Genomic DNA, 26,328 nt, shown 5'->3' on the forward strand with positions numbered 1-26,328 from the left:
CTTGCCGGTCGATGCGGCTCGGCAAGTCGCTGCAAACCTAGTTGAGGGATTTTTAGAATGCAAAAAAATAATCAAATAAGATTTTCATTGAACTGTTTGGTTTGTTTTTTTAATCATTATTTATTAATAAAAAACAAAAACTAACTCGGCTTTTTCCTTAGGAAGCTTCCTATCGTCAATTTGCAGTCGTCCTACAGATAAATCCGATTCGGAAAATAATCGTTACGCCTTGTAAAGAAATGCTGACGAAATTTCGCCTGAAACCCTGTGGGTTGACGCTTGCGGAGCGGGTGTAAGGAAAACCTGCCGAAATCAATCCGCTCGACCATCGCCCAAGGCTCTGGCCCGCTTGTTTCAGCGGCGCAGGAAGGGTCAGATGCGTCCCATGCCTGTCGTGCAGGTGCATAACAAGAAGGAGGCGCAATGTACGCCGTGATTCAAGCCCATCTCTCCCCGTGGGGCGATTTTTCAATCGTTCCCGTCGATGGCCCGCAAGGGTCTGACTCTCTATTTGCAGCCGCCCGGGACACCCGGGGCGGACACCGGCAATCCCGGCTTACAACACGCTGATCCAGCGGGTCTGGCAGCAGGGGGTTAGCGGTGTACAATGCGCCGCGTTTTACCTGTGACCTCCTGCGCAAATGCGCAAACTTCAAGGCTATTCGCCTTGTTCACTCCGCCACGCCACGAGTGTGCCGGGTTCGATTTCGTCACAGATAAAAACAAACAGGTGACGCATGAACGTTGTAACGATGCAGAACGTGAGACCCTTTTCATGAGTGGACAAAACTCGCAGTCAGGCGAGCTGAAGCGCGGCCTGAAAAATCGCCACATTCAATTGATCGCCCTCGGTGGCGCGATCGGTACCGGTTTGTTCCTCGGCTCGGCCGGGGTCCTGAAATCCGCTGGCCCGTCGATGATCCTCGGCTACGCCATCTGCGGCTTCATCGCGTTCATGATCATGCGCCAGCTCGGCGAAATGATCGTTGAAGAGCCGGTCGCCGGTTCGTTCAGCCACTTCGCGCACAAATACTGGGGCGGTTTCGCCGGCTTCCTGTCGGGCTGGAACTGCTGGATCCTGTACATCCTGGTGGGCATGTCGGAGCTGACCGCGGTCGGCAAATACATCCACTACTGGGCGCCGGACATCCCGACCTGGGTCTCGGCTGCGGGGTTCTTCGTCTTGATCAACCTGATCAACCTGGCCAACGTCAAAGTCTTTGGCGAGGCCGAGTTCTGGTTTGCGATCATCAAGGTTGTGGCCATTGTCGGCATGATTGCCCTGGGCAGCTATTTGCTGGTCAGCGGTAACGGCGGCCCGCAAGCGTCGGTCAGCAACCTGTGGTCCCACGGTGGTTTCTTCCCGAACGGTGTCAGTGGTCTGGTGATGGCCATGGCGATCATCATGTTCTCCTTCGGCGGTCTGGAAATGCTCGGTTTCACCGCTGCAGAAGCCGACAAGCCGAAAACCGTGATCCCGAAAGCCATCAACCAGGTGATCTACCGGATCCTGATTTTCTACATCGGCGCGCTGGTCATTCTGTTGTCGCTGACGCCATGGGACAGCCTGCTGGCGACCTTGAACGCGTCGGGTGATTCCTACAGCGGCAGCCCGTTCGTGCAAGTGTTCTCGATGCTCGGCAGCAACACCGCCGCGCACATCCTCAACTTCGTGGTACTGACTGCGGCGTTGTCGGTGTACAACAGCGGCACCTACTGCAACAGCCGCATGCTGTTGGGCATGGCCGAGCAGGGTGATGCGCCAAAGGCCTTGTCGAAGATCGACAAGCGTGGCGTGCCGGTGCGTTCGATCCTCGCTTCGGCGGCGGTGACGCTGATTGCCGTTCTGTTGAACTACCTGATCCCGCAAAACGCGCTGGAGCTGCTGATGTCGCTGGTGGTTGCGACCCTGGTGATCAACTGGGCGATGATCAGCTTTTCGCACTTCAAGTTCCGTCAGCACATGAACAAGACCAAGCAAACGCCGCTGTTCAAGGCGCTGTGGTACCCGTACGGGAACTACATCTGCCTGGCGTTCGTGGTGTTCATCCTGTGCGTGATGCTGCTGATTCCGGGGATCCAGATCTCGGTGTACGCGATTCCGGTGTGGGTCGTGTTCATGTGGATCTGCTACGGCATCAAGAACAAACGCAGTGCGCAGCATGCGTTGCAGGCTTCAGTGAAGTAACGCGGTACGCAACAACAACAAACCCGGCCAAGTGCCGGGTTTTTTGTGCGCGCTATAAAACCTGTGAGAGCGTATTCCTTCTTTCCATTCGCGGTATCCTGCGCACTCTGAATACGGACGTTTTTCCATGCTGGTGATTTCCAACAACGTGCATCTGCCGGATGCCGAGATCGAGTTGACGGCCATTCGCGCGCAAGGCGCCGGCGGGCAGAACGTCAACAAGGTCTCCAGCGCCGTGCACCTGCGCTTCGACATTCCGGCCTCGTCCTTGCCCGAGTTTTACAAGGAACGGTTGCTGGCGCTGCGCGACAGCCGCATCACCAGCGAAGGGGTGTTGATCATCAAGGCCCAACAGTACCGTACGCAGGAGGCCAATCGCGCCGATGCGCTGGAGCGCTTGATCGAGCTGATCCTCAGCGCGACCAAGGTCGAAAAGAAGCGTCGCCCGACCAAGCCAACGCTGGGTTCAAAAAAACGTCGGCTCGAATCCAAGACCAAGCGCGGCAGCATCAAGGCCGGGCGCGGCAAGGTCGACTTTTAACGCGCCCGCGCTTCGCGTTGTTTAGGTGCTTGCCGGTACAAGTACACACTCAATGCCAAACCGCTCAGCGCGGCCATCGCGGCAAACAGGAAGATCGAAGCAAAACCAAACCCGGCCGCAATGGCACCGGCCAATGGCCCGGTAATCCCCAGCGACAAATCAATGAACAACGAATAAGCCCCGACCGCGGCACCACGACTGGAAGCTGGCACCAGGTTGACCGCTTCCACGCCGAGCGCCGGGAACACCAGCGAAAATCCGAAACCGCTCAGCGCCGCACCGGCCAGTGCCCAATGGGCATCAGGCGCCAGCCACAGCAGCAGCAACCCCAAAGTTTCCACCGACAGACAGGCGATCGCCACGCGAAATCCGCCAAGGCGGTTGATCAGGTTGCCGAACAGCAGGCGCGCGCCGATGAAGCTGGCGCCGAACAAGCTCAGGCACAACACCGCGTTGTCCCAGTGTTGCGTGGCGTAATACAAGGTGATGAAGGTGGCGATGGTGCCGAAGCCGATGGAGCCCAGTGCCAGGCCGCAACCGTGTGGCAGCACCCGACCCAGCACATGCATGAACGGCAAACGTTCACCGACCACAATCGGCGCGGCAGCTTTTGGCCAGGCCAGTGCCAGGCCAAGCACGGCCAACAGCACGATGCTCACGCCCATGCTCCACAAGCCCAACTGATGAACCAACAGCACCCCCAGCGGCGCGCCGACGGCCAGTGCGCCGTAACTGGCGATGCCGTTCCAGGAAATCACCTTGGCAGTGTTGGCCGCGCCGACCCGGCCGATGCCCCAGCCAATCGATCCGGAGCCGACCAGGCTTTCCGCGCTGCCGAGCACCAGACGGCCAATCAACAGGCTGATCAGGCTCACAGTCGGCAGGCTCTGCGTCCAGGCCGAAATCAGCATGAACACACCGCTCAAGCCGCAGCCGGCCAGTCCGTACATCACCGCCAGTTTGCTGCCCTTGTTGTCGATGATTTTCCCGGCATAAGGCCGGCTGAGCAGGGTGGCCAGGTATTGCACGCTGATCACCAGCCCGGCGATCACCGCGCCGAAACCGAGGTCGCTGTGGACATAGCCGGGCAATACGGCCAGGGGAATGCCGATATTCAGGTAGCCGATGAAGGTAAACAGAACGATGGAAACAACTTGCAGCGTGACCGCCAGGGGGCGCTGGTTTTCAGGCATGGGTAAAGGTCCACGGGAAAGCAGGATAGATAGGCTGCTTATGATAACGGCGCGAGCGCTCGCGGGTCGTGGAAAAAGTAAAACTATTTGCCAGCGGGCTGAATCAGGGCTTGGCGGGGGCAACCAGTTGCGTTGTGACCAGGGCGGCCAAGGCGTTTTCTTGAGTACCGAAGCGGGCGAGCAGTGCGGCTTGTTTCTCGGGAGAGAGACGGTTCCAGATCTCGATCATCTTCTCGGCGGTGCCGATCAGGACGCTGGCCTGGCTCTCATTGAATTCGTCGGTCATGGTGCGTAGCTCAAGGGTTCAGGCGGTGTGGAAAGCGCATGTTAGCGCTTTCCACACGGTCTGGCATTGCAGGTGTTTCAGTCTTCGCTGTCGGCCTGGCGGCGTTCAGTGGCTTCTTTGGGCTCGGGCTGTTGGGCGCCGGCTTGTTGCGTGGTTGTCTGCTCAGTTTCGTGCAGGCTTGGGAAGGGGAGATTAGGGATCTCGTGCATGTTTCGCGCTCCTCGCAAAGTCTGTTGATAGATCTGGTAGATCCGCGCTTATACAAAGCTTGGGCAGGATACAGCACTGAAAATGACAAATAGACTTTTATATCCATTTGTTTCGACGGATGGGGTTGTCTAGACAGGTCTGGAAGAGGGAACAACACAAAACAACTGTGGGAGCGAGCGTGCTCGCGATTGCGGACTGACAGGCAACATTGATGTCGACTGTCAGGTCCTCATCGCGAGCAAGCTCGCTCCCACAGGGGACGGTGCAGGTACTTGGGGTTACTTGCAGACTTCAGCAATCGCTTCAGCCAGCAAATCCAGACGCGTTGCATCAATCCCCGCCACGTTGGCCCGGCCGGAGTTGACCATGTACACGCTGTGATGATCGCGCAGCTGTTTAACCTGCGCCGCCGTCAAACCGGTGTACGAGAACATTCCGCGCTGCACGCCAATGTGCGCAAAACGCTCGCGCAAACCATACGGTTCCAGCGCTTCAACCAGGCCACTGCGCAACTGGGCAATGCGCAAGCGCATGGCTTCCACTTCGTCGGCCCAGAGGCTTTTCAGCTCAGGGTCGCCAAGAATCGTTGCGACCACGGCGGCACCGTGATCCGGCGGGGTCGACCACAGGTTACGGGCGATGTTGGCCAGCTGGCTGCGGATGTCCACCAGCTTGTCAGCGGTTTTCGCGCAGACAATCAGTGCGCCAGTGCGGTCGCGGTACAAGCCGAAATTCTTCGAGCAGGAACTGGTGATCAGCACTTCCGGCAACGCGTCTGCGAACAGACGGGTCGACCAGGCATCCTGTTCCAGGCCATCGCCGAAGCCCTGGTAGGCGAAGTCGATCAATGGCAGCAGATCGCGACTGCGCACCACGTCCAGTACTCGGCGCCAGTCGTCATGGGACAGATCGAAACCGGTCGGGTTGTGGCAGCAGGCGTGCAGCAACACCACGTCGCCCTTCGGTGCTTCGCTCAGTACCGCGAGCATGGCGTCGACATCGAGGCGGTTGTCGCTGCCCACGTACGGGTAATGACTGACCTTGACCCCGGCCGCCGCGAAAATCGTTTCGTGGATTGGCCAGGTCGGGTTGCTCAGCCACACGCCACGGCCCGGCAGGCACTGGGCGATAAAGTCGGCGCTCAAGCGCAATGCGCCGGTGCCGCCCGGTGTCTGGGTCGCGCCGGCGCGTTGACCGGCGATCAGTGCGGAGTCCGCACCGAGCACCAGCTCACTGATGGCTTTGCCGAAGGCCGGTTCGCCGTGACCACCGATGTAGGTCTTGGTGGTCTGGCGATCCACCAGACGCTGCTCGGCCAGCTTCACCGACTGCGGAATCGGCGTCAGGCCCTGGGCATCTTTATAGACGCCCACGCCGAGGTCGAATTTGCGCGGGTTCGGGTCCTGCGCATAGGCTTCCATCAAGCCGAGAATCGGATCGCCGGGTACTCGACCTATGGCGTCGAAATGCATTATTTACGGCCCTCGGCGTCCTTGGCCACTTCGTCAGTGCGCGCGGCCATGATGAAGTCGTTGCGGTGCAAGCCCTTGATGGAGTGGCTCCACCAGGTGACGGTGACTTTGCCCCATTCGGTCAGCAGGCCCGGGTGGTGACCTTCGGCCTCGGAGATTTCACCGACGGCGTTGGTGAACGCCAGCGCGTGCTTGAAGTTTTTGAACAGGAACAGCTTTTCCAGCTGCATGACGCCGTCGCGGACTTCGATGTTCCAGTCCGGGATCTGCTTGATCAGGATCGGCAATTCCTCGTCGCTGACCTGAGGGGCGTCGGCGCGGCAGGCTTCGCAGTGGGCTTGGTTCAATGTGGACATGTTGAATTCCTGAAATCAAATAATTGGAAATCGGCCGTCAGTCACTCCACGCTAAACCAAAGCGTCGGTTCCTGACAGGCTCACTTGTTTCTAAAAGCAGCGGATCACGCTGCCTTTGGCGGAAATTTCGGGGTGTGCAAGCCCAGCTGCATGCCTTGTTTGACCATGCTCATGATGTCTTCATGGGCCACATCAAACAGTCGCTTGAGGTTCGGCAAGACAAAGTACAGCGGTTGCAGGATGTCGATGCGATACGGCGTGCGCATGCATTCCAGCGGATCGAACGCCTGATGCTCAGGTTCGTTGGACAGGCAGTAAACGGTTTCTTTTGGCGAAGAAAGAATGCCGCCGCCGTAAATGCGCAGGCCTTCGGCGGTATCGACCAGGCCGAACTCGATGGTCATCCAGTACAGGCGCGCCAGGTACACGCGTTCTTCCTTGGTCGCTTGCAGGCCAAGTTTGCCGTAGGTGTGGGTGAATTCAGCGAACCAGGGGTTGGTCAGCAGAGGGCAGTGACCAAAGATCTCGTGGAAAATGTCCGGCTCTTGCAGGTAATCCAGCTCTTCGCGGGTACGAATAAACGTTGCCACTGGAAACTGCTTGTTGGCCAGCAATTCGAAAAACGTCTGGAAGGGGATCAGCGCCGGGACTCGGGCCACTTGCCAACCGGTGGTTTCACCGAGGACTTTGTTGATTTCACCGAGTTGCGGAATGCGGTCGTGGGGCAGACCGAGTTTTTCGATACCGTCCAGGTATTCCTGGCACGCACGGCCCTCGATCACTTTCAGTTGACGAGTGATCAGCGTGTTCCACACCGCATGTTCTTCAGCGGGGTAGTCGATAAAACCTTGCGCATCGGGCTCGCGAGCCACGTACTGCGTCTGCTTCATGCTGCTCTCCTGCGAGGGATTTCGTTCTTGTTATGTGCTGCTATGGACCTAGAAATACCCCAAGGCGTGCGGCGTTGCAGCAGGTGTCCGGCACTCCTTGTAGGAAAATTCGCCGTTTTTCGTAAAGTATTCGTTACGCTTTGACGGCTATGGCGCAGCTATTGAGATTTGCGGGTTTGAAATGGCGTCCAGGTGTCACATAATCTTGACGACTAACTTGGCGCCCGCGCAGAAAATTTGCGCATGGGACCTCGATTCCCCTTTCTTCGGGCCTTTATATGCGTATCAAAGTCCACTGCCAGAACCGCATCGGCATCCTGCGCGACATTCTCAACTTGCTGGTGGAGTACGGAATCAACGTCGCCCGTGGTGAGGTCGGCGGTGAGCATGGCAATGCGATCTACCTGCATTGCCCGAACCTGATCAACATTCAGTTCCAGGCCCTGCGCCCGAAATTCGAATCGATTGCCGGTGTATTCGGCGTCAAGCGGGTAGGGCTGATGCCCAGCGAGCGTCGGCACATGGAGCTCAATGCCTTGCTCGGCGCCCTGGAGTTTCCGGTGCTGTCGATCGACATGGGCGGCTCCATCGTCGCGGCTAACCGGGCGGCGGCGCAGTTGCTCGGGGTGCGGGTGGACGAGGTGCCGGGGATTCCGCTGTCGCGTTACGCCGAGGATTTTGATTTGCCGGAATTGGTACGTGCCAACAAGTCGCGCATCAACGGGCTGCGGGTCAAGGTCAAGGGTGACGTGTTTCTGGCTGACATCGCGCCGCTGCAATCCGAGCATGACGACAGCGAAGCCATGGCCGGTGCCGTCCTGACGCTGCACCGCGCTGATCGGGTGGGGGAGCGCATCTATAACGTACGCAAGCAGGAACTGCGTGGGTTCGACAGCATCTTCCAAAGTTCGAAAGTCATGGCCGCGGTGGTGCGCGAAGCGCGGCGCATGGCACCGCTGGATGCACCGCTATTAATAGAAGGCGAAACCGGTACCGGTAAAGAATTGCTGGCCCGCGCCTGCCACCTCGCCAGCCCACGCGGGCAGTCGCCGTTGATGGCGCTCAATTGTGCCGGTTTACCGGAGTCGATGGCCGAGACCGAATTGTTCGGCTACGGCCCCGGCGCCTTCGAAGGTGCACGCGCCGAAGGCAAGCTTGGTCTGCTGGAACTGACGGCGGGCGGAACGCTGTTTCTTGATGGCGTGGGCGAAATGAGCCCGCGCTTGCAGGTGAAGTTGCTGCGCTTTTTGCAGGACGGTTGCTTCCGTCGTGTCGGCAGTGATGAAGAGGTGTATCTGGATGTGCGGGTGATCTGCGCCACCCAGGTGGATTTGTCCGAGCTGTGCGCGCGGGGTGAGTTTCGCCAGGATTTGTATCACCGCTTGAACGTGCTCTCGCTGCACATTCCGCCACTGCGTGAATGCCTCGATGGGTTAACGCCGTTGGTGGAGCACTTCCTCGATCAGGCCAGCCGGCAGATCGGTTGCCCGCTGCCGAAGCTGGCACCGGCGGCGATGGAGCGGCTCAGTCATTACCATTGGCCGGGTAATGTCCGGCAATTGGAAAATGTGTTGTTCCAGGCGGTTTCGTTGTGCGAAGGCGGGACGGTCAAGGCCGAGCATATTCGTCTGCCGGATTACGGTGTGCGTCAGCCGCTTGGCGATTTCTCGCTGGAGGGCGGGCTTGACGAGATCGTCGGACGGTTCGAGAAAGCGGTGTTGGAGCGGCTGTATTCCGAGCATGCCAGTAGTCGGCTGTTAGGTAAGCGCCTGGGGGTCTCTCACACCACCATTGCCAATAAGTTGCGTGACTATGAAATTGGCAAGACGTGAGCAGTAACGTTATCCAGCGCCGAACCAATAAACAAGAATACTGAGTTGGAGTCAGTCATTCACTGGCGCTTCAAAATGCCACTTGAAGCGCTACCGTCATGCCGTTGATCTGAATCGTGGAATTTGCCAGGCAAGCCATCTAGGCTCATTTCAAAGTTCGGCAGGAGCGATAACCATGCCATCAACGGATGACTCTACCCAGCAAGTCCGCAAAGAAACTCGCCTGTTCTTTTTTCTGATTGTTGTCCTCTTTCCATTGCTCTCGGTGGCGATAGTGGGTGGTTACGGATTTTTTGTCTGGTTTCTGCAAATGCTGCTCGGCCCTCCTGGTTCACCTCATTGATCGCGGTCCATCTTCAGCATAAGAAGAGGAGTACAGGTCATGGCAGAAACGCTCCATATTGCCAGTCTCGTGGTACTGGCCCGTCCTGAGTTGTTCGAGGCGGTGAAAGCCAACTTGCGTTTACTCACAGGCGTTGAGCTGCATCACGAAAGCCCCGTCGGCAAGCTGGTGGTTGTGCTGGAAATGGAAGAAGAAAGCGAAATTTCCAAGCGAATCACTCAGATCAACGGTTTGCCTGGAGTACTCAATGCAGCCCTCGTTTATCACGAGATTCTCGATGTGACGGGAGAAAGTACATGCCAATGACTCGGCGCGAGTTTGTCAAAGCCCAGGCGGCCGGGATTGCTGCAGCGGCGGCGGGGCTTCCGGTGTTTACGTCTGCCAGCAACCTGATCACTGAAGAAGACCGTGTCACCATGGACTGGAATAAAGCCCCTTGCCGCTTTTGCGGTACCGGGTGCAGCGTCATGGTGGCGACCAAGGACAATCGAGTGGTCGCGACTCATGGTGATGTGAAAGCCGAGGTCAATCGCGGGTTGAACTGCGTCAAGGGTTACTTCTTGTCGAAGATCATGTATGGCGTTGATCGACTGACTCAGCCGCTGTTGCGCATGACTAACGGGCACTATGACAAACAGGGCGAGTTTCAGCCGGTGTCCTGGAGCCAGGCGTTTGATGTCATGGAGTTAAAGTTTAAGGAAGCGATAAAAAACAAGGGTTCCGAGTCTGTCGCCATGTTCGGTTCCGGTCAGTGGACCATTTGGGAAGGGTACGCGGCCAACAAGTTGATGAAGGCGGGATTTCGCTCCAATAACATTGATCCTAATGCGCGTCATTGCATGGCCTCTGCGGTCATGGGGTTTATGCGTACGTTCGGTATCGATGAGCCGATGGGGTGTTATGACGATATTGAGGTTACTGACGCGTTTGTGCTGTGGGGTTCAAACATGGCGGAGATGCATCCGATTCTTTGGAGTCGGGTCGCAGATCGCCGGTTAAGCCAGCCCAGCGTCAAGGTTGCGGTGCTGTCGACTTTCGAGCATCGCAGTTTTGAGTTAGCCGACATCCCCATGGTGTTCAAGCCCCAGACGGACCTGTTTATCCTCAACTACATTGCCAACCACATCATCGAAAGTGGCTCGGTCAACAAAGACTTTGTCAGCAAATACACCCGCTTCGCCAAAGGAACGGATGACATCGGCTATGGCTTGCGTCCCGATAATCCGCTGGAGATGAAGGCCCGCAATGCCGCCAAGGCGAACACCTGGAGCGATATCGACTTTGAGCAGTACGCCGCTTTCGTAAAACCCTACACCCTTGAACGTACCGCCAAGGAAACCGGTGTGCCAGCCGAGCGCCTCAAGGCATTGGCCGAGTTGTATGCCGACCCCAAGCGCAAGGTGGTTTCATTCTGGACCATGGGTTTTAACCAGCACACACGCGGCGTATGGGCCAATAACCTGATTTACAATATTCACCTGCTGACCGGGAAAATCAGTGAGCCGGGCAACAGCCCTTTCTCCCTGACGGGCCAACCCTCAGCCTGCGGGACGGCACGCGAAGTGGGAACATTCTCCCATCGCTTGCCTGCCGACCTGGTGGTCACCAACCCGGCACATCGCGCCAAGGCAGAGCAAATCTGGAAAGTGCCTGCGGGCACCGTCAATGAGAAGGTCGGTTTCCACGCCGTGCAGCAGAGCCGCATGCTCAAGGATGGCGTGCTCAATGTGTATTGGACGATGGCCAGCAACAACATGCAGGCCGGCCCCAACATCATGCAGGAAGTGTTGCCGGGTTGGCGCAACCCCGAGAATTTTGTGGTGGTTTCGGATGTTTACCCCACTGTCTCTGCCCAGGCGGCCGATCTGATCCTGCCCACCGCCATGTGGGTGGAGAAAGAGGGCGCCTACGGCAATGCTGAGCGCCGTACACAGTTCTGGCATCAATTGGTCTCGGCGCCGGGCGACGCCAAATCGGATCTCTGGCAGTTGGTCGAGTTTTCCAAGCGCTTCAAAACGGACGAGGTCTGGTCTGCGCAGTTGTTGTCCGCCTCACCGGAGTACAAGGGCAAGACTCTGTACGAAGTGTTGTTCAAGAACGGCCAGGTCGATCAGTTCCCGCTTGAACAGATGGAGGCGGGCTATCAAAACGATGAGGCCCGGGATTTTGGTTTTTACCTGCAAAAAGGTCTGTTCGAAGAATATGCCCAATTCGGGCGTGGTCACGGTCATGACCTCGCCCCGTTTGACCGCTACCACACCGAGCGCGGGTTGCGATGGCCCGTCGTGGAGGGCAAGGAAACACGCTGGCGTTTCCGGGAAGGGTATGACCCTTACGTTGAGAAGGGCAGTGGTGTGCAGTTTTATGGCTATCCCGACAAGAAGGCCATCATCTTCGCGCTTCCCTACGAGCCACCGGCGGAATCCCCCGACGCGGAATTTCCATTCTGGTTGAGTACCGGTCGGGTGCTTGAACATTGGCACACCGGCACGATGACTCAGCGGGTCGAGGAACTCTATAAGGCCGTCCCCGACGCGTTGGTCTACATGCATCCGGCCGATGCCAAGGCCTTGAATGCCCGTCGCGGCAGCGAAGTGAAGCTGATCAGCCGACGAGGTGAGATGCGTGCGCGCATCGAAACCCGAGGACGCAACAAACCACCGCAAGGCTTGGTGTTTGTACCGTTCTTCGATGCCAACCGGCTCATCAACAAAGTCACGCTTGATGCGACGGACCCTATCTCCAAACAAACTGATTACAAAAAATGCGCGATCAGGATTGAGTTGATCAAGACGGCATAAGGAGAGCTCAGATGAAGCGTCGTTCGCTGTCCTTGCTTGCCGCGCTGCTGCTATGGATGCCAGCGGCATTCCCGGCAGAGCCCGGTTACCCGCTGGATGCGCCTGCGCCGGATGGTCGGCGAATCGGAGGGACGCTGACCCAGGAGTTGCCGGCGCCACCGATTGCTGATGAAGAGAACAAGGACCTCAAGCGTGAGCGCAATTATCCCGAACAGCCACCCACCATTCCCCACAGCATTGCGGGGTATCACATCGACAAGAACAGTAATAAGTGTCTGTCCTGTCACAGCCGAGCCAACAGCGCACGTACCCAGGCGCCAATGATCAGTATCACTCACTACATGGACCGTGACGGTCAGGCGCTGGCCGCGGTTTCTCCGCGCCGGTATTTCTGCAATCAGTGTCATGTGCCACAAACAGACGTTAAGCCACTGGTGAACAACAGCTTCAAGAACATTGACCAGGTGCTGCAAGACGAAATCAACGGCCAGCAGAAACGATAAGGAGAGGCCATGAAATCCTTGCTCGCCCTGTTCAAAGACTATTGGAGGGTTTTGCGTCGGCCCAGTGTTCATTACAGCCTGGGCTTTCTGACGCTCGGCGGATTTATCGCCGGGGTGATTTTCTGGGGGGGGTTCAACACCGCGCTGGAAGCGACCAACACCGAGAAATTCTGCATTTCCTGTCATGAAATGCGCGATAACGTTTTTGTCGAGTTGCAGGACACCATTCACTACACCAATCGCTCTGGCGTACGCGCAACCTGCCCGGACTGTCACGTCCCCCATGAGTGGACGCACAAGATTGCCCGCAAGATGCAGGCGTCCAAAGAAGTGTGGGGGAAAGTGTTCGGAACGATCGATACCCGGGACAAGTTTCTCGATATGCGGCGTGAACTGGCCGAGCACGAGTGGGGGCGACTCAAGGCAAACGACTCCCGAGAGTGCCGCAATTGCCATAACTTCGAATTCATGGACTTCACCCGTCAAGGCAAGCGCGCCGCCAATATGCACTCCACGTCGCTGGCTAGCGGCCAGGCGACCTGTATCGACTGTCATAAGGGCATCGCCCATAAGTTACCCGACATGAGCGGGGTCAAAGGCTGGTAGTCGAATCAGCCCTGGCTTTCACTCCGTTGCCGCCTGGCGGCATATCCGCGCCGGTTTTTCGACTTTGACCCAATCCCCCATTCCCCTCTGAATCCCCTCAAGTCCTTTGTTTGCCGGGCCCGGCGCCGCCAGAAAAAAGTTGGTCTGCAAATTGCTTATCGCTCATCAGTACAGCGGTGGGCGGCAAACGTCCGGCATGCAGAGGAAAGAGTGTGGACAAGTACCTTTATGTGGCAATGACCGGCGCCAGCCAGAATGCACTGGCGCAGAAGGCTCATGCCAACAACCTGGCAAACATCTCCACCAACGGTTTTCAGAAGGACCTGGAACAGGCCCGTTCGATGCCGGTGTTTGGTGACAGCTTTCCGGCGCGTGCGTTTGCGATGACCGAACGCCCGGCCACCGACTTCTCCCCTGGTTCGCTGGTTGAAACCGGTCGTGACCTCGATGTCGCGGTGCAAGGCAACGGCTGGATTGCCGTGCAGACGCCCGATGGCGCTGAAAGCTATGTGCGCACCGGCAGCCTGAACGTGGACGCCCTCGGCGTACTGCGCGCCGGCAACGGCATGCCGGTGATGGGCAATGGCGGTCCGATCGCCGTGCCGCCCGAGCAGCAAATCGAAGTCGGCGAAGACGGCACCATCAGCATCCGTGCGATGGGCGAAGGCCCGCGTGTGATGGCTGAAGTCGACCGCATCAAACTGGTCAACCCTGACCTGAAGAACATGACCAAAGGCCTGGATGGTTCGATCCACACCAAGGACGGCAAGCCGGCGCAAGCCGACGCCGGCGTCAAACTGGTGTCCGGGTTCCTTGAGTCGAGCAACGTCAACGCCGTGGAAGAGATGACTTCGGTGTTAGCTTTGTCGAAGCAGTTCGAGCTGCACATCAAGATGATGAACACCGCCAAAGACGATGACCAGGCCATGGCTCGGGTCTTGCAGATCAGCTAATTATCAGAACGTCGCGCCGTAAAACAGGCGCACGAGGAGAATCGAATGCTTCCGGCTCTATGGGTTGCCAAAACAGGTCTGTCCGCCCAGGACACCAACCTGACCACTATTTCCAACAACCTGGCCAACGTGTCGACCACGGGTTTCAAACGTGACCGCGCCGAGTTCCAGGACTTGCTCTATCAGATCAAGCGCCAGCCAGGCGCCCAGTCGACCCAGGACAGCGAACTGCCGTCGGGTCTGCAAGTGGGTACCGGTGTGCGCATCGTCGGCACCCAGAAAAACTTCACCGCCGGCAGCCTGCAAACCACCGAACAGCCGCTTGACCTGGCGGTCGACGGTCGCGGTTTCTTCCAGATCCTGCAGCCGGACGGCACCACGTCCTACACCCGTGACGGTACCTTCCACCTCGATTCCAACGGTCAGATCGTGAATGCCAGCGGCTTCGCCCTGGAGCCGGCCATTGTGATTCCGAACGACGCGCAGACCTTCACGGTCGGTCGCGACGGCACCGTGTCCATCACCGTTCCGGGTAACCCGGCCAACCAGGTGATCGGCAACCTGCAAACCGCCGACTTCATCAACCCGGCCGGTCTGCAGGCCGTGGGTAACAACCTGTTCCTGGAAACCGCTGCTTCCGGCGCACCGCAAGTCGGTACTCCGGGCCTGAACGGTTTCGGCACCACGCTGCAGAACACCCTGGAAACGTCCAACGTCAGCACCGTTGAAGAGATGGTCAACATGATCACCACTCAGCGCGCCTACGAGATGAACTCCAAGGTGATCTCCACCGCCGACCAGATGCTCTCGTTCGTAACGCAGAATCTGTAATCAAGTCTATGAGGCGACCATGAGGTCGCCTGCAACACCGTGAGGTAGGGTCATGAATCGCTTTGTATCTGTTCTGGCACTGAGTGGGGCTGTTGTGCTCGCAGGCTGCGTTCCAACGACGCCCAAGCCCAATGACCCGTATTACGCGCCGGTGTTGCCGCGCACGCCGTTGCCGGCTGCCGCGAACAATGGCTCGATTTATCAGGCCGGTTTTGAACAGAACCTGTACAGCGACCGCAAGGCGTTCCGGATCGGTGACATCATCACCATTACCCTGAACGAGAAGACCCAGGCGAGCAAAAACGCCAACTCGCAAATCGACAAGAACAGCAAGACAGGCATCGGCCTGACCTCGTTGTTCGGCTCCTCGCCCAACACCAACAACCCGTTTGGCAGTGGCGACCTGAACCTGAGCGCCAGCTATGAAGGCGACCGCGCGACCAAGGGCGACAGCAAGGCCGCGCAGGGCAACACCCTGACCGGCTCGATCACTGTCACCGTGGCTGATGTGCTGCCCAACGGCATCATCGCGGTACGCGGCGAGAAGTGGATGACCCTCAACACCGGCGATGAGCTGGTGCGGATTGCCGGCCTGGTGCGCGCCGATGACATCGCCACCGACAACACCGTGTCGTCGACCCGCGTCGCCGATGCACGCATCACCTACTCGGGCACCGGTTCGTTTGCCGATGCGAGTCAGCCAGGCTGGTTCGACCGTTTCTTCCTCAGCCCGCTGTTCCCTTTCTAGGTGGCCAGTTTGAATCTTAAACACCTCATGGTGGCCGCCCTGATGCTGTCTGCCGCGTTCAACGCGCAGGCCGAGCGGCTGAAGGATATCGCCAGTATTTCTGGCGTGCGTTCCAACCAATTGATCGGCTACGGCCTGGTGGTCGGGCTTAACGGCACCGGTGACCAGACGACGCAGACGCCTTTCACCCTGCAGACCTTCAATAACATGCTCTCGCAGTTCGGCATCAAGGTGCCGCCGGGTTCGGGCAACGTGCAGTTGAAGAACGTTGCAGCGGTCTCGATCAGTGCCGATTTGCCGGCGTTTGCCAAGCCGGGTCAGCAGGTCGATATCACCGTGTCCTCCATCGGTAACTCCAAAAGCCTGCGCGGCGGCACCTTGCTGCTGACTCCGCTCAAAGGTATCGACGGCAACGTCTACGCCGTCGCTCAGGGCAACCTGGTGGTCGGTGGTTTTGATGCTGAAGGTCGTGACGGTTCGAAGATCACCGTCAACGTTCCGTCGGCCGGTCGTATCCCCGGCGGTGCGTCGGTCGAGCGTTCGGTGCCGAGCGGTTTCAACCAGGGCAACAGCCTGACGCTGAACCTCAACCGTTCGGACTTCACCACCGCCAAACGCATTGTCGACAAGATCAACAACATGCTCGGCCCGGGCGTTGCCCAGGCCATTGACGGCGGTTCGATTCGCGTCAGCGCGCCGCTAGATCCGAGCCAGCGTGTCGACTACCTGTCGATCCTGGAAAACCTTGAAGTCGATCCGGGTCAGGCGGTGGCGAAAGTCATCATCAACTCGCGTACCGGCACCATCGTGATCGGCCAGAACGTCAAGGTGTCACCAGCCGCCGTAACCCACGGCAGCCTGACCGTGACCATCACCGAAGACCCGATTGTCAGCCAGCCCGGCCCTCTGTCCAACGGTCAGACGGCCGTCGTGCCGCGCTCGCGGGTTAACGCACAGCAAGAAGCCAAGCCGATGTTCAAGTTCGGCCCGGGCACCACCCTCGACGAAATCGTCCGTGCGGTGAACCAGGTCGGCGCGGCGCCGGGCGACTTGATGGCGATCCTCGAAGCACTGAAACAGGCTGGCGCATTGCAAGCCGACCTGATCGTGATCTGAGGACGGCTGTCATGGATATGCGCAAGAGCGGTCTGGTCAGCAGCAGCGACTCCGGCTCCTATTCGGACTTGAATCGTTTGAACCAGCTCAAGGTGGGCGACAAGAACAGCGACGGCAACATGCGCAAGGTGGCGCAGGAGTTCGAATCGCTGTTCCTCGGTGAGATGCTCAAGTCCATGCGTTCGGCCACCGAAGCGCTGGGCAAGGACAACCCGCTCAATACGCCGGCGGCCAAACAGTACCAGGAAATGTACGACCAGCAGTTGGCCATTTCCATGTCCCGCGAAGGCGGTGGTATTGGTCTGGCGGACGTGCTGATGCGGCAGATGTCGAAGAACAAACCGCTCGCGCCAGGCGAGGCGGCGGCCCTGTCCGCAGCCAAGCAGGAAGCGGCGAAAGCGGCCGTGCCAACGCCGATTGCGGCCGGCACCGTGGCCACTGACGGTCCGCTATCGCGGCTCAATGGCCAGCGTCCGTTGTGGGCTTCGCGTTCGGTGAAAGCGCCGACAGGCGAGGGCACGCATCGCAATGACATGGAGCTGATTAATCAGCGCCGTCTGGCCTTGCCGCCGAAACTGGCGGATCGCTTGCTCGCCGGTCTGGTGCCTTCAGCCACCACGACTGCTGCTGCGACGCCGAACAAAACCCTGTTGCCAGAGCGTGCCACGACGACGGCCACGACCGGTGCCGGCCCGCTGTTCAACGGCGATTGGCTGGCCTCGCAAACGGACAATAAGTCCAGCGGGCAGATGCAGATTTACGGACGTGCGATGGCGCAGATTCCTCTCGCGCCGCCGAAGAAAGCCTTCAGCTCCGCCGACGAATTCGTCAACACCATGCTGCCGATGGCCAAGGAAGCCGCCGAGCGCATCGGTGTCGATCCTCGCTACCTGGTGGCTCAGGCCGCACTGGAAACCGGTTGGGGTAAATCGGTCATGCGTGCCCAGGATGGCAGCAGTAGCCACAACCTGTTCGGCATCAAGGCCGGCACCAGTTGGAAGGGCGATTCGGCGCGGGCCATCACCAGCGAATTCCGCAACGGCGAGAGGGTCAAGGAGACGGCCGAGTTCCGTTCCTACGACTCGTACAAAGACAGCTTCCACGACCTCGTGACGTTGCTGCAAACCAATAATCGCTATCAAGATGTTGTGAAGTCGGCCGATAACCCAGAACAGTTTGTACGCGAGTTGCAGAAAGCCGGGTATGCAACCGACCCGGATTACGCAAGCAAGATCTCGCAGATAGCCAAACAGATGACGAGTTACCAAAACTACGCTGCGGCGGGCGCTTCCACCACGCCTCTATAGGCACAAGGCATAAGGTCTGAACCATGAGTTTGCTCAATATCGGGATGTCGGGTCTGGCCGCTGGCCAATCCTCGTTGATGACTACCGGCAATAACATTGCCAACGCCGACACCGCCGGTTATTCACGCCAGCAAACCGTGCAGGGCACCAAAGCCTCGAATCAGTTCGGCAACGTCTACATCGGCACCGGCACGACCCTGGCCGATGTGCGTCGCGTCTACAACAGCTACCTCGATGCGCAATTGCAGACCACCACCTCGCTCAACAGCGACGCGGCCGCCTACGCCGGGCAGATCAGCCCGCTCGACGCCTTGCTGTCGGACAGCGGCACCGGCCTCAACGGCGCGCTGACCAAGTTCTTCGCCTCGGTGCAGAACGTCAACGCCAAGCCGGGTGACGATGCGTCCCGTCAGTTGCTGCTCAGCGATGCCCAGGCCTTGAGCAACCGTTTCAACTCAGTGTCCGCCCAGTTGACCGCGCAGAACGCGAACATCAACGGCAACCTGACGAACATGGCCGATCAGGTCAACAAACTCGCCGCCACCGTGGCGCAGTTGAACCAGAAGATTTCCGAAGTTTCCAAGGCCGGCGGCATGCCGAACGAGCTGCTCGACGCGCGCAACGAAACCGTGCGTCAGCTCTCCACGTTCACCGGCGCACAAGTCATCGAACGCGACGGTAACCTTGATGTGTACCTGGGCAGCGGTCAGCCGCTGGTCATGGGCGGCACCGCCAGCACTCTGCAAGTGGTGCCGAGCCAGGCCGATCCATCGCGCATGGGCATTCAGCTCAATCGTGGTTCGAGCACCGTCGACATTACTTCGGTAATGACCGGTGGCGAGATGGGCGGTCTGCTGCGCTATCGCAGCACCGTGCTGGACCCGGCCATGAACGAACTGGGCCGCGTAGCCCTGGTCGTTGCCGACCAGATGAACAGCCTTCAGGCCCAAGGCATCGACAAGAACGGTGCGTTCGGTTCGAACCTGTTCAACAGCATCAACAGCGCCGCACAGATGGCCGACCGCAGTGTGGCCACCGTTGGCAACAGCGCCGGTTCCGGCAACTTCGATGTCAGCATCGAGGACAGCGGCAAGCTGACCATCAACGATTACAAAGTCACCTTCACCAGCGCCACCAACTACACCGTGCAGCGCCTGCCGGAAGGTACAGCGATGGGCGCTTTCAGCACCCTGACCACGCCGCCGCCGGTGATTGACGGTTTCTCGTTGAAGCTCAGCGGTGGGGGGGCTGCGGCCGGTGACACGTTCAAGATCACGCCGACCCGCAACGCGGCGACGAACATCAAGACCGAGATGACCGACTCCAAGCGTCTGGCCATTGCGGCACCGTTGAGCGCGGCGATTGCGCCGGGCGGCAGCGGCACCCTGACCATCTCGTCCAGCGGTCAGCCAACCCTGACCACGAAGTTCGATATCTACGACACGGCCACGACCACCCTTATCCAGAACGGCATGAACACCTCCATGCCGGTCAAAGTGGTGTTCGGTGCCGCAGCGGCCGACGGTTCCAGCCAGCCTTACCAGTTGCTCGATGCCAAAGGCGTGCAGATCAGCACTGGCACCATCAAGCCGAACCAGAACAACACCCTGAACCTGACCGTGCCTCTCAAGGACGGCACGGGTGCGCCGATCATGGACCCGGGCCCGCCCGCCGTGCAGCGTACCGTCAGCTTCGACATGACCGTGGCCGGTTCGCCAGGCACAGGCACTGCGATTGATATCAACATCGCGCAGCCAGGCACCCTGGACAACCGTAACGGCACTGCACTGGCCGGCTTGCAGACCAAGCAGGTAGTGGACACCGGTACCGCCAGCAAGGGTATTTCCCTGACCGACGCCTACGGCAAACTGGTCGAGGGTGTTGGCGCCAAGGCGGCGCAGGGCAAGCTCGACAGCGCGGCGACCGGCGCCATTCTGGACAACGCCAAGAATGCCCGCGACTCGCTGTCCGGTGTCGACCTCGATGAGGAAACCGGCAACCTGGTCAAATACCAGCAGTACTACACCGCCTCTTCGCAGATCATCAAGGCTGCGCAAGAAATCTTCAGCACACTGATCAACAGTCTTTAAGGAGTCGTAGCCCATGCGCATTTCTACCGCCCAGTTTTACGAGTCCTCTGCTGCCAACTATCAGAAGAACTTCTCCAACGTGGTCAAGAGCAGCGAAGAGGCGAGCAGCCTGGTTCGCGTCAACACTGCGGCCGATGATCCGGTCGGTGCCTCGCGCCTGCTGCAACTGGGTCAACAGGCTTCGATGCTTGATCAGTACAAAGCCAACACCAACACCCTCAAGGCGACCCTGGGCCAGACCGAGTCGGTCATGACCAGCATCACCAACGTGCTGCAGCGCGCCCAGGAACTGGCCATCGGTGCCGGCAACGCCGGTTACACCGACGCCGACCGTCAAGCCAACGCTTCGGAGCTGGGCGAGATCGAAGGTCAGTTGCTGAGCCTGATGAACAGCAAGGACGAGAACGGCAAGTACATCTTCGCCGGTTCCAAGGGCGACACCGTTCCGTTCACGCAAAACGCCGACGGCACCTACAGCTACAACGGTGATCAGGTAACGCTTGACCTGGCGGTCGGCGACACCATGTCGATGGCCACCAACAGCACCGGTTGGGAAGTGTTCCAGCAGGCGATCAACACCAGCCGCAGCCAGGTCACCATGACCGCACCGGCGGTGGATGACGGTCGTGTGGTCCTGTCCAACGGTCAGGTGTCGTCGGGCGTCACCTACAACAACAAGTTCCGCGCAGGCGAGCCGTACACCGTCGATTTCGTCAGCGGCACCCAGTTGAAAATCACCGATTCGGGCGGCAACGATGTGACCGCTGAAGCAAGTCAGGGCGGTGCGTTCGACCCGACCACGAAAACCGGCCAGACCGTGTCGTTCCGTGGTGTCGACCTGAACCTGAACATCAACCTGGCGGCCGGTGATACCGCTGCCGCCGTGCTGCCGGGCCACACCTTTACCCTGGCGGCCAAGCCTGACACCTTCACCGCGACGCGCAGCCCGGGTAACCCGACCGCGACTCAGGTCACTGCCAGCAACATCACCAACCCGGCGAATTACCACGCCAGTTTCCCGACCGGTTCGGCGGTGATGAAATTCACCAGCGCCACCGCGTTCGACCTGTATGCCGCACCGTTGACGCCTAACAGCCAGCCGGTTTCTTCCGGCACTGTGGTTGCCGGCGTCGCCACGGCCTCGGGCGTGAGCTTCACCCTGGCCGGTACGCCGGGCGCGGGTGATCAGTTCAGCGTGGCGGTCAACACCCACGAAACCCAGAACATTCTGGACACCGTGAACCAGCTGAAAACCGCACTGAACACACCAATCAGTGGCAACCCGATCGCGATCCAGAAGTTTCAGGCCGCACTGGCTTCGGGCATCGGCAACCTGGCGAGCGGCGCCGATCAGTTGTCGACCTCTCTGAGTTCGGTGGGTGGTCGCGGTTCCGCCCTGGACACCCAGAGCGAGACCAACCAGAGCCTGGTCCTGGCCAACACCCAGACCCAGTCGGCAATCCGCGATTCCGATCCGGCCGAAGTCATGACCCGCCTGACCTTGCAGCAAACCATGTTGCAAGCGTCGCAACTGGCCTTCAGCAAGATTGCTCAGCTGGGCTTGTTCAACAAGATCTGAGTCTGTGTCTGTCGAGCTACCAACCGTCTTTTCCTAAGCGGTTCCGCAGCCTCTGCCTGAAAGGGCAGAGGCTCGCCGCTCGAGAGTTCTGTCGTGAATCAACGCCCTCTAGTCAGCATCGTCATCCCCGCCTTCAACCCGCGCTTCTTCAGTCAGGCGCTGGAAAGCTCGCTCGCTCAAAGCTATGAGAACGTTGAAATCGTCGTCTGTGACGATTCGTCTTCTGACGAGATCCACAAAATCGTCAAATCGTTTGCCGACCCTGCTCACCCTGTTCGTTACCTGCGTAACCCCAAGCGTCTGGGCCTGTCAAAAAACGTGCTGCGTTGCGTCAACGAAGCACGCGGCGAGTTCATCAAAGTGCTGTGCGATGATGACCGGCTGTTCACGCCGAGCATCGCGATGCAAGCCCAGGCGCTGATCGACTATCCCGAGGCCACCCTGGTGTGCGGCCTGCGCATGATGAGCGACGCGAACAATTTCATCTTGCCGCCCCGCATCGATAACTGCCGTTTTTCGCCCCTTGATGCATTGCTCAAGGGCGATGACATGTTGGCGATTTTCGAGAACACGCCGAAGAACTTCATCGGCAATTTCAGCTCGACCCTGATGCGCCGTGCCGATGTGCTGGAACTGTTGCCGGCGCTGACCCAGGACGGTACGGGTTTTGTCGCGATGCTCGATTTCGCCTTGTTCGTGTGCCTGCTGCGCCGCGGCAACATGGCGGTGTTGAACACCGTGCTGAGCACCGAGCGTCTGTACCCGGAACGCCTGAGCAAGACCACGGAAATGACCCGGGCCGCCGTGCAGGAATGGGAATGGCTGATGCAAATGCTGACCTCGCGCGGTGGCGAATCGGCCCCGGCGTCGGGCTGGGTGCGCTGCGTCGAATTGAGAAAGGCCCTTGAAGAGCCGCGCCAGTGGGAAGAGTTGTGTGTGGTGCGCGTGCTCGGCAGTCGCAACACCGTGGTCAACGGTCGCGTGGGCGGAAACAGCGACAGCTACGCCGAGTTCTATCGCGAGTGGCTGGCGAGCCGCCAATTCACTCCGGCGGAAACCCGGCACATGCCGGGTACGATCAGCCGCTGGGCCATGCGTCCGAACCTGGTGCCGATCATCATCGACACCGAGTCTGACAGCGTCGCCCTGAACGCCACGCTGGCCAGCCTCGCCACGCAACTGTACGCCCCGCAAGCGGTGGTGGTGCTGTCGAACGCGGACTTCGATGGCGCCGATAACGTGCTGCAATTGCCGCTTGAGGACAACTGGGCGCACCAGCTCAATGGCGTGATACCGCAACTGGAAGGCGCGCATTGGTTCTACCTGCTGCGTGCCGGCGACACCTTGCGCGTGTCGTCGTTGCTGGTGATGGCCGAGCGCATTGCCGGTACGCCGGGCATGCTCTGCGCCTACAGCGATGAAGGCGCGTTGGTGGAAGGTGAGTCCGCCGAGCCAGTGTTCAAGCCAGGCTTCAACCTCGACCTCATGCGTTCCTACCCCTACGTTGGCCGGACTCTCGCATTCGAGCGTCAGCGCTTTTTGGCGGTGGGCGGTTTCGATTCGGCTCACGGCGAATTGGCCCCGCATGATTTGCTCTGGCGTCTGGTGGAAGAGGCCGGGTTGCACACCATCGAACACATTGCAGAGATTCAGGTGGAGTCGACGCAGACCTACGCCGATTGGCTGTCGTTGCCTGAGGTGATCGAGGGCAGCGAAGCTGTCGTCAGCGCGCACCTCGACCGCATCGGTCTTGAACACCGGATTCGCGATGGCGAGTTGCCGCTGCTCAAGCGCATCGATTACCTGCACGCGCACCGGCCGGTGGTCTCGATCATCATAGGCGCGGGCTCTTCGCTGGGCGCTTTGCAGCGTTGCACCGAAAGCCTGATCGAGCAGACCTCGTACACCGAGTACGAAATCCTGATTGTCGATGAAGGACGCGGTGATGCGGCGATGGCCGAGTGGCTGGGCGCGATGTCTCAACTGGGCGCCGCGATGCTGCGCGTCCTGCGTTTTGACGGGGGCACCGGCGAGGCGGCGTTGGTCAACTTCGCTGCCAGCCATGCGCGGGGCGAGTACCTGCTGACGCTCAACCCGCGCAGCGTGATTTACGCGGGTGACTGGCTCGCCGAAATGCTCAATCATGCTCAGCGTCCGGAAGTCGGCGTGGTTGGCGCACGGCAGATGAACGCCAACGGCGCGATTGTTTCCGCCGGTTTGATCCTGGGCATGGCCGGGCCTGCGACTTCGCCGTTTATCGGCGAGCACGTCAGTTCGCGTGGCTACATGCAGCGTCTGCAAGTGGCGCAGAACTGGAGTGCGGTCAGCAGTGATTGCCTGATGGTGCGCAAAGAGGTGTTCGACAGCCTCGGTCAGCTGGATGAGGCTGAATTCAGCCTCGGGCTCGGGGGTGTTGACCTGTGCCTTAAGGCGGATAAAAACGGTTACCTGATCGTCTGGACGCCGTTCGCGACCGTGATGATCGGCGAAGACAGCGCGCCAGCCCTGACGCAGGTCGATGTGCAGGCGCAGCAGGCCGAGCAGGAAAGTTTCTACCTGAAGTGGCTGCCGAAGATTTCCCGTGATCCGGCGTACAACCCGGCCCTGACACTCGGCGTCGCGAGCTTCAGCCTGGAGCCTTCGCTGCGCCACAACTGGAATCCGTTCTGCCATCGCGACCTGCCGCTGATTCTCGGCTTGCCGGTCAACGAGTCGGCGATCGGGCATTACCGCGTGACCGCGCCGCTGGCGGAGCTTGAGGCGGCCGGGCGGGTCATTTCACGGGTGGCTTACGAGTCGCCTTCGACGGTGGAAATCGAGCGCCTGTCGCCGGACACCATTATTTTGCAGGGGCGCTACAGCGAAGGTTCGGCGGCCGACATTCTGCGCATGAAGAAGTACTCCAATGCGCTGCGGATTTTCGAGCTGGATGACTACATTGTCAGCACGCCGAAAAAGAACAGCCACGCCCGCAACAAGCCGGCCAACACTGAGCAGATGTTGCGTGAGGGTATTGGTCTGTGTGATCGCGTGGTGGTGACTACCCAGGCACTGGCTGATGTGTTGTCGAGCATGCACAGCGAGATTCGTGTGGTGCCGAACATGTTGCCTCCCGAGCCATGGGCGACGTTGACCAGTCAGCGCCGTACCTCGAAAAAGCCGCGGGTTGGTTGGGGGGGTGGCACCAGTCACACCGGTGACCTGGAGATCATTGCCGATGTGGTTCGGGAGTTGGCCAATGAGGTGGAGTGGGTGTTCTTCGGCATGTGTCCGGATGCGTTGCGTCCGTACATTCATGAGTTCCATGGCACGATCGATCTGCAGAGTTATCCGTACAAGCTGGCGAGCCTGAACCTTGATTTGGCGTTGGCGCCGTTGGAGTTTCATATCTTCAACGACTGCAAGAGCAACTTGCGGTTGCTGGAGTATGGGGCTTGTGGGTATCCGGTGATTTGCACGGATACCCGTGCGTATGACGGGTTTTTGCCTTGCACCAAGATTCTGAGCAATAGCACGGAGGAGTGGTTGCAGGCGATTCGCATGCACCTGGCGGATCCGGATGCGAGTTATCGCATGGGGGATCAGTTACGTGAGGCGGTGCATCGGGATTTCATGTTGCGCGGGGATAATCTTCAGCACTGGTTGTGGGGTTGGTTGCCGGACTGATTCGGTGTACATATCCGTTTTTCGGTAACGGCTTCTATTGGTTTCGCTCTTACAGCGAGTCACTTTGGAAAATCCGGAATGCCGGCCCAGACCAAAGTAACCAAAGCGCGTTTGCCCCTTTCGTTCGGTGCCTCGCTGTGGCTCGGCATGCCCTCGCTCCGGTCCTGCTCCGTGGGCCCGCCGCCACCGGCCATCCATGGCCGGGGGCGGCTAACCCGGCATCCTTGCCGGGTTGCCCACTGCGCAGAACCTCCACTCGGCCTCTCGAGGGGGCGGTGCATCAAGATCAAAAGCTGAAGGCGAGCTAACGCTCGGCCTGATGAGTGGTGAGAAGCAAGGGCGGTATACCGATCTATTGTCGGAGCCTGGCTTGCCAGCGATGGCGTCCTGTCAGCCAACCAATCTCTCTGGGATGCACCCAGTCCAACTGTGGGAGCGGGCTTGCTCGCGAAGCTGTTGATCTTGCCGTTGTCGTTGCCGTTGCTTCGGCTTTTGACGTTGATCTTGATCTTGATCTGTTGCCCCTTTCCCAGAGGCCGAACGCAGGCGTTGCGTAGGGGGCACCGCGGCAAGGATGCCGCGGTAGCCGCCCCCGGCCATGGATGGCCGATGGCGGCGGGCCCCCGGAGCAATGCCGGAGTGAGGGCATGCCGAGCCACAGCGAGGCACCGAATGGAGGGGCAAAGCCTTTTGCTTACTTTTCGGCGTCTGGAAAAGTGAGTCGCTGTAAGAGCGAAACCGCCAGCAGCCGTTATCGCAGAAATGGATATGCACGCAAATCCCAAACCACAGAACCCAAACCCCATCAGTCGCCCAC

At 59.3% G+C, this 26,328-nt stretch carries 22 protein-coding genes; 16 read left to right on the forward strand and 6 right to left on the reverse strand.

Going from position 1 to position 26,328, the window contains the following annotated elements; genetic code table 11:
• The first annotated feature begins 775 nt into the window (after nt 1-775).
• Nucleotides 776-2,188, forward strand: a complete 1,413-nt coding sequence (locus tag D882_RS0105495) for an amino acid permease (protein WP_027922312.1) — start codon at nt 776-778, stop codon at nt 2,186-2,188.
• A gap of 127 nt (nt 2,189-2,315) precedes the next feature.
• Nucleotides 2,316-2,729 carry an alternative ribosome rescue aminoacyl-tRNA hydrolase ArfB gene (gene arfB / locus D882_RS0105500; RefSeq protein WP_017337147.1) on the forward strand — a complete coding sequence of 138 codons (414 nt, stop codon included), beginning with the start codon at nt 2,316-2,318 and terminating at the stop codon, nt 2,727-2,729.
• Here arfB and D882_RS0105505 read toward each other — a convergent pair.
• The 6 genes from D882_RS0105505 to phhA form a co-directional block, all read right to left on the reverse strand.
• Nucleotides 2,726-3,922 (reverse strand): MFS transporter, encoded by a 1,197-nt coding sequence (locus D882_RS0105505; protein ID WP_027922313.1) that lies wholly within the window; start codon nt 3,920-3,922, stop codon nt 2,726-2,728. The two genes, arfB and D882_RS0105505, sit on opposite strands and share 4 nt — an antisense overlap.
• 103 nt (nt 3,923-4,025) lie before the next feature.
• The gene (locus D882_RS0105510; RefSeq protein WP_027922314.1) at nt 4,026-4,208 is read right to left on the reverse strand and encodes a hypothetical protein; all 183 of its coding nucleotides are present in this window, start codon (nt 4,206-4,208) and stop codon (nt 4,026-4,028) included.
• 77 nt (nt 4,209-4,285) lie between these two features.
• Complete coding sequence (locus D882_RS1000000133105) at nt 4,286-4,417, reverse strand: hypothetical protein (protein ID WP_010461912.1); 132 nt, start codon at nt 4,415-4,417, stop codon at nt 4,286-4,288.
• A 279-nt stretch (nt 4,418-4,696) separates the two neighbouring features.
• The gene (locus tag D882_RS0105520; protein WP_027922315.1) at nt 4,697-5,890 is read right to left on the reverse strand and encodes an amino acid aminotransferase; all 1,194 of its coding nucleotides are present in this window, start codon (nt 5,888-5,890) and stop codon (nt 4,697-4,699) included.
• Nucleotides 5,890-6,246: a 4a-hydroxytetrahydrobiopterin dehydratase gene (locus D882_RS0105525; protein WP_027922316.1), complete on the reverse strand. Its 357-nt coding sequence runs from the start codon at nt 6,244-6,246 to the stop codon at nt 5,890-5,892. Before D882_RS0105525 ends, D882_RS0105520 begins: the two co-directional genes overlap by 1 nt.
• Nucleotides 6,247-6,350: 104 nt before the next feature.
• Entirely contained in the window at nt 6,351-7,136 is a 786-nt protein-coding gene (gene phhA, locus D882_RS0105530; protein ID WP_027922317.1) for a phenylalanine 4-monooxygenase, read from the reverse strand.
• Between the two features lie 278 nt (nt 7,137-7,414).
• On the opposite strand from phhA, the gene D882_RS0105535 reads away from it, so the two are divergent.
• From D882_RS0105535 to D882_RS0105600, 14 genes are all read left to right on the forward strand, one after another.
• Nucleotides 7,415-8,968 carry a sigma-54-dependent phenylalanine hydroxylase transcriptional regulator PhhR gene (locus D882_RS0105535; protein ID WP_027922318.1) on the forward strand — a complete coding sequence of 518 codons (1,554 nt, stop codon included), beginning with the start codon at nt 7,415-7,417 and terminating at the stop codon, nt 8,966-8,968.
• Between the two features lie 175 nt (nt 8,969-9,143).
• Nucleotides 9,144-9,311 carry a periplasmic nitrate reductase, NapE protein gene (locus D882_RS0105540; protein WP_027922319.1) on the forward strand — a complete coding sequence of 56 codons (168 nt, stop codon included), beginning with the start codon at nt 9,144-9,146 and terminating at the stop codon, nt 9,309-9,311.
• Between the two features lie 39 nt (nt 9,312-9,350).
• The gene (locus D882_RS0105545; RefSeq protein ID WP_027922320.1) at nt 9,351-9,617 is read left to right on the forward strand and encodes a chaperone NapD; all 267 of its coding nucleotides are present in this window, start codon (nt 9,351-9,353) and stop codon (nt 9,615-9,617) included.
• Nucleotides 9,608-12,112, forward strand: a complete 2,505-nt coding sequence (gene napA / locus D882_RS0105550; RefSeq protein ID WP_027922321.1) for a nitrate reductase catalytic subunit NapA — start codon at nt 9,608-9,610, stop codon at nt 12,110-12,112. The genes D882_RS0105545 and napA overlap by 10 nt, the downstream gene beginning before the upstream one ends.
• Nucleotides 12,113-12,123: 11 nt before the next feature.
• Complete coding sequence (locus D882_RS0105555; RefSeq protein ID WP_027922322.1) at nt 12,124-12,615, forward strand: nitrate reductase cytochrome c-type subunit; 492 nt, start codon at nt 12,124-12,126, stop codon at nt 12,613-12,615.
• 9 nt (nt 12,616-12,624) lie between these two features.
• The gene (locus D882_RS0105560) at nt 12,625-13,221 is read left to right on the forward strand and encodes a cytochrome c3 family protein (RefSeq protein WP_027922323.1); all 597 of its coding nucleotides are present in this window, start codon (nt 12,625-12,627) and stop codon (nt 13,219-13,221) included.
• A gap of 212 nt (nt 13,222-13,433) precedes the next feature.
• Complete coding sequence (locus tag D882_RS0105565) at nt 13,434-14,174, forward strand: flagellar basal body rod protein FlgF (RefSeq protein ID WP_010457018.1); 741 nt, start codon at nt 13,434-13,436, stop codon at nt 14,172-14,174.
• Nucleotides 14,175-14,219: 45 nt separating this feature from the next.
• Nucleotides 14,220-15,005: a flagellar basal-body rod protein FlgG gene (flgG, locus tag D882_RS0105570; RefSeq protein WP_027922324.1), complete on the forward strand. Its 786-nt coding sequence runs from the start codon at nt 14,220-14,222 to the stop codon at nt 15,003-15,005.
• 52 nt (nt 15,006-15,057) lie between these two features.
• Nucleotides 15,058-15,753 carry a flagellar basal body L-ring protein FlgH gene (flgH, locus tag D882_RS0105575; protein WP_027922325.1) on the forward strand — a complete coding sequence of 232 codons (696 nt, stop codon included), beginning with the start codon at nt 15,058-15,060 and terminating at the stop codon, nt 15,751-15,753.
• Nucleotides 15,754-15,780: 27 nt separating this feature from the next.
• Nucleotides 15,781-16,869, forward strand: coding sequence for a flagellar basal body P-ring protein FlgI (locus tag D882_RS0105580; protein ID WP_032833447.1), 1,089 nt, complete (start codon nt 15,781-15,783; stop codon nt 16,867-16,869).
• A gap of 11 nt (nt 16,870-16,880) precedes the next feature.
• Nucleotides 16,881-18,176: a flagellar assembly peptidoglycan hydrolase FlgJ gene (flgJ, locus tag D882_RS0105585; RefSeq protein ID WP_027922327.1), complete on the forward strand. Its 1,296-nt coding sequence runs from the start codon at nt 16,881-16,883 to the stop codon at nt 18,174-18,176.
• Nucleotides 18,177-18,199: 23 nt separating this feature from the next.
• Nucleotides 18,200-20,266 (forward strand): flagellar hook-associated protein FlgK, encoded by a 2,067-nt coding sequence (flgK, locus tag D882_RS0105590; protein ID WP_027922328.1) that lies wholly within the window; start codon nt 18,200-18,202, stop codon nt 20,264-20,266.
• 13 nt (nt 20,267-20,279) lie between these two features.
• Complete coding sequence (locus tag D882_RS0105595) at nt 20,280-21,845, forward strand: flagellar hook-associated protein 3 (protein ID WP_027922329.1); 1,566 nt, start codon at nt 20,280-20,282, stop codon at nt 21,843-21,845.
• Nucleotides 21,846-21,938: 93 nt separating this feature from the next.
• Nucleotides 21,939-25,511, forward strand: a complete 3,573-nt coding sequence (locus D882_RS0105600) for a glycosyltransferase (protein ID WP_027922330.1) — start codon at nt 21,939-21,941, stop codon at nt 25,509-25,511.
• Nucleotides 25,512-26,328: the final 817 nt, after the last annotated feature.

The organism is Pseudomonas sp. URMO17WK12:I12, from assembly GCF_000514395.1.
Lineage (GTDB): Bacteria > Pseudomonadota > Gammaproteobacteria > Pseudomonadales > Pseudomonadaceae > Aquipseudomonas > Aquipseudomonas mucoides.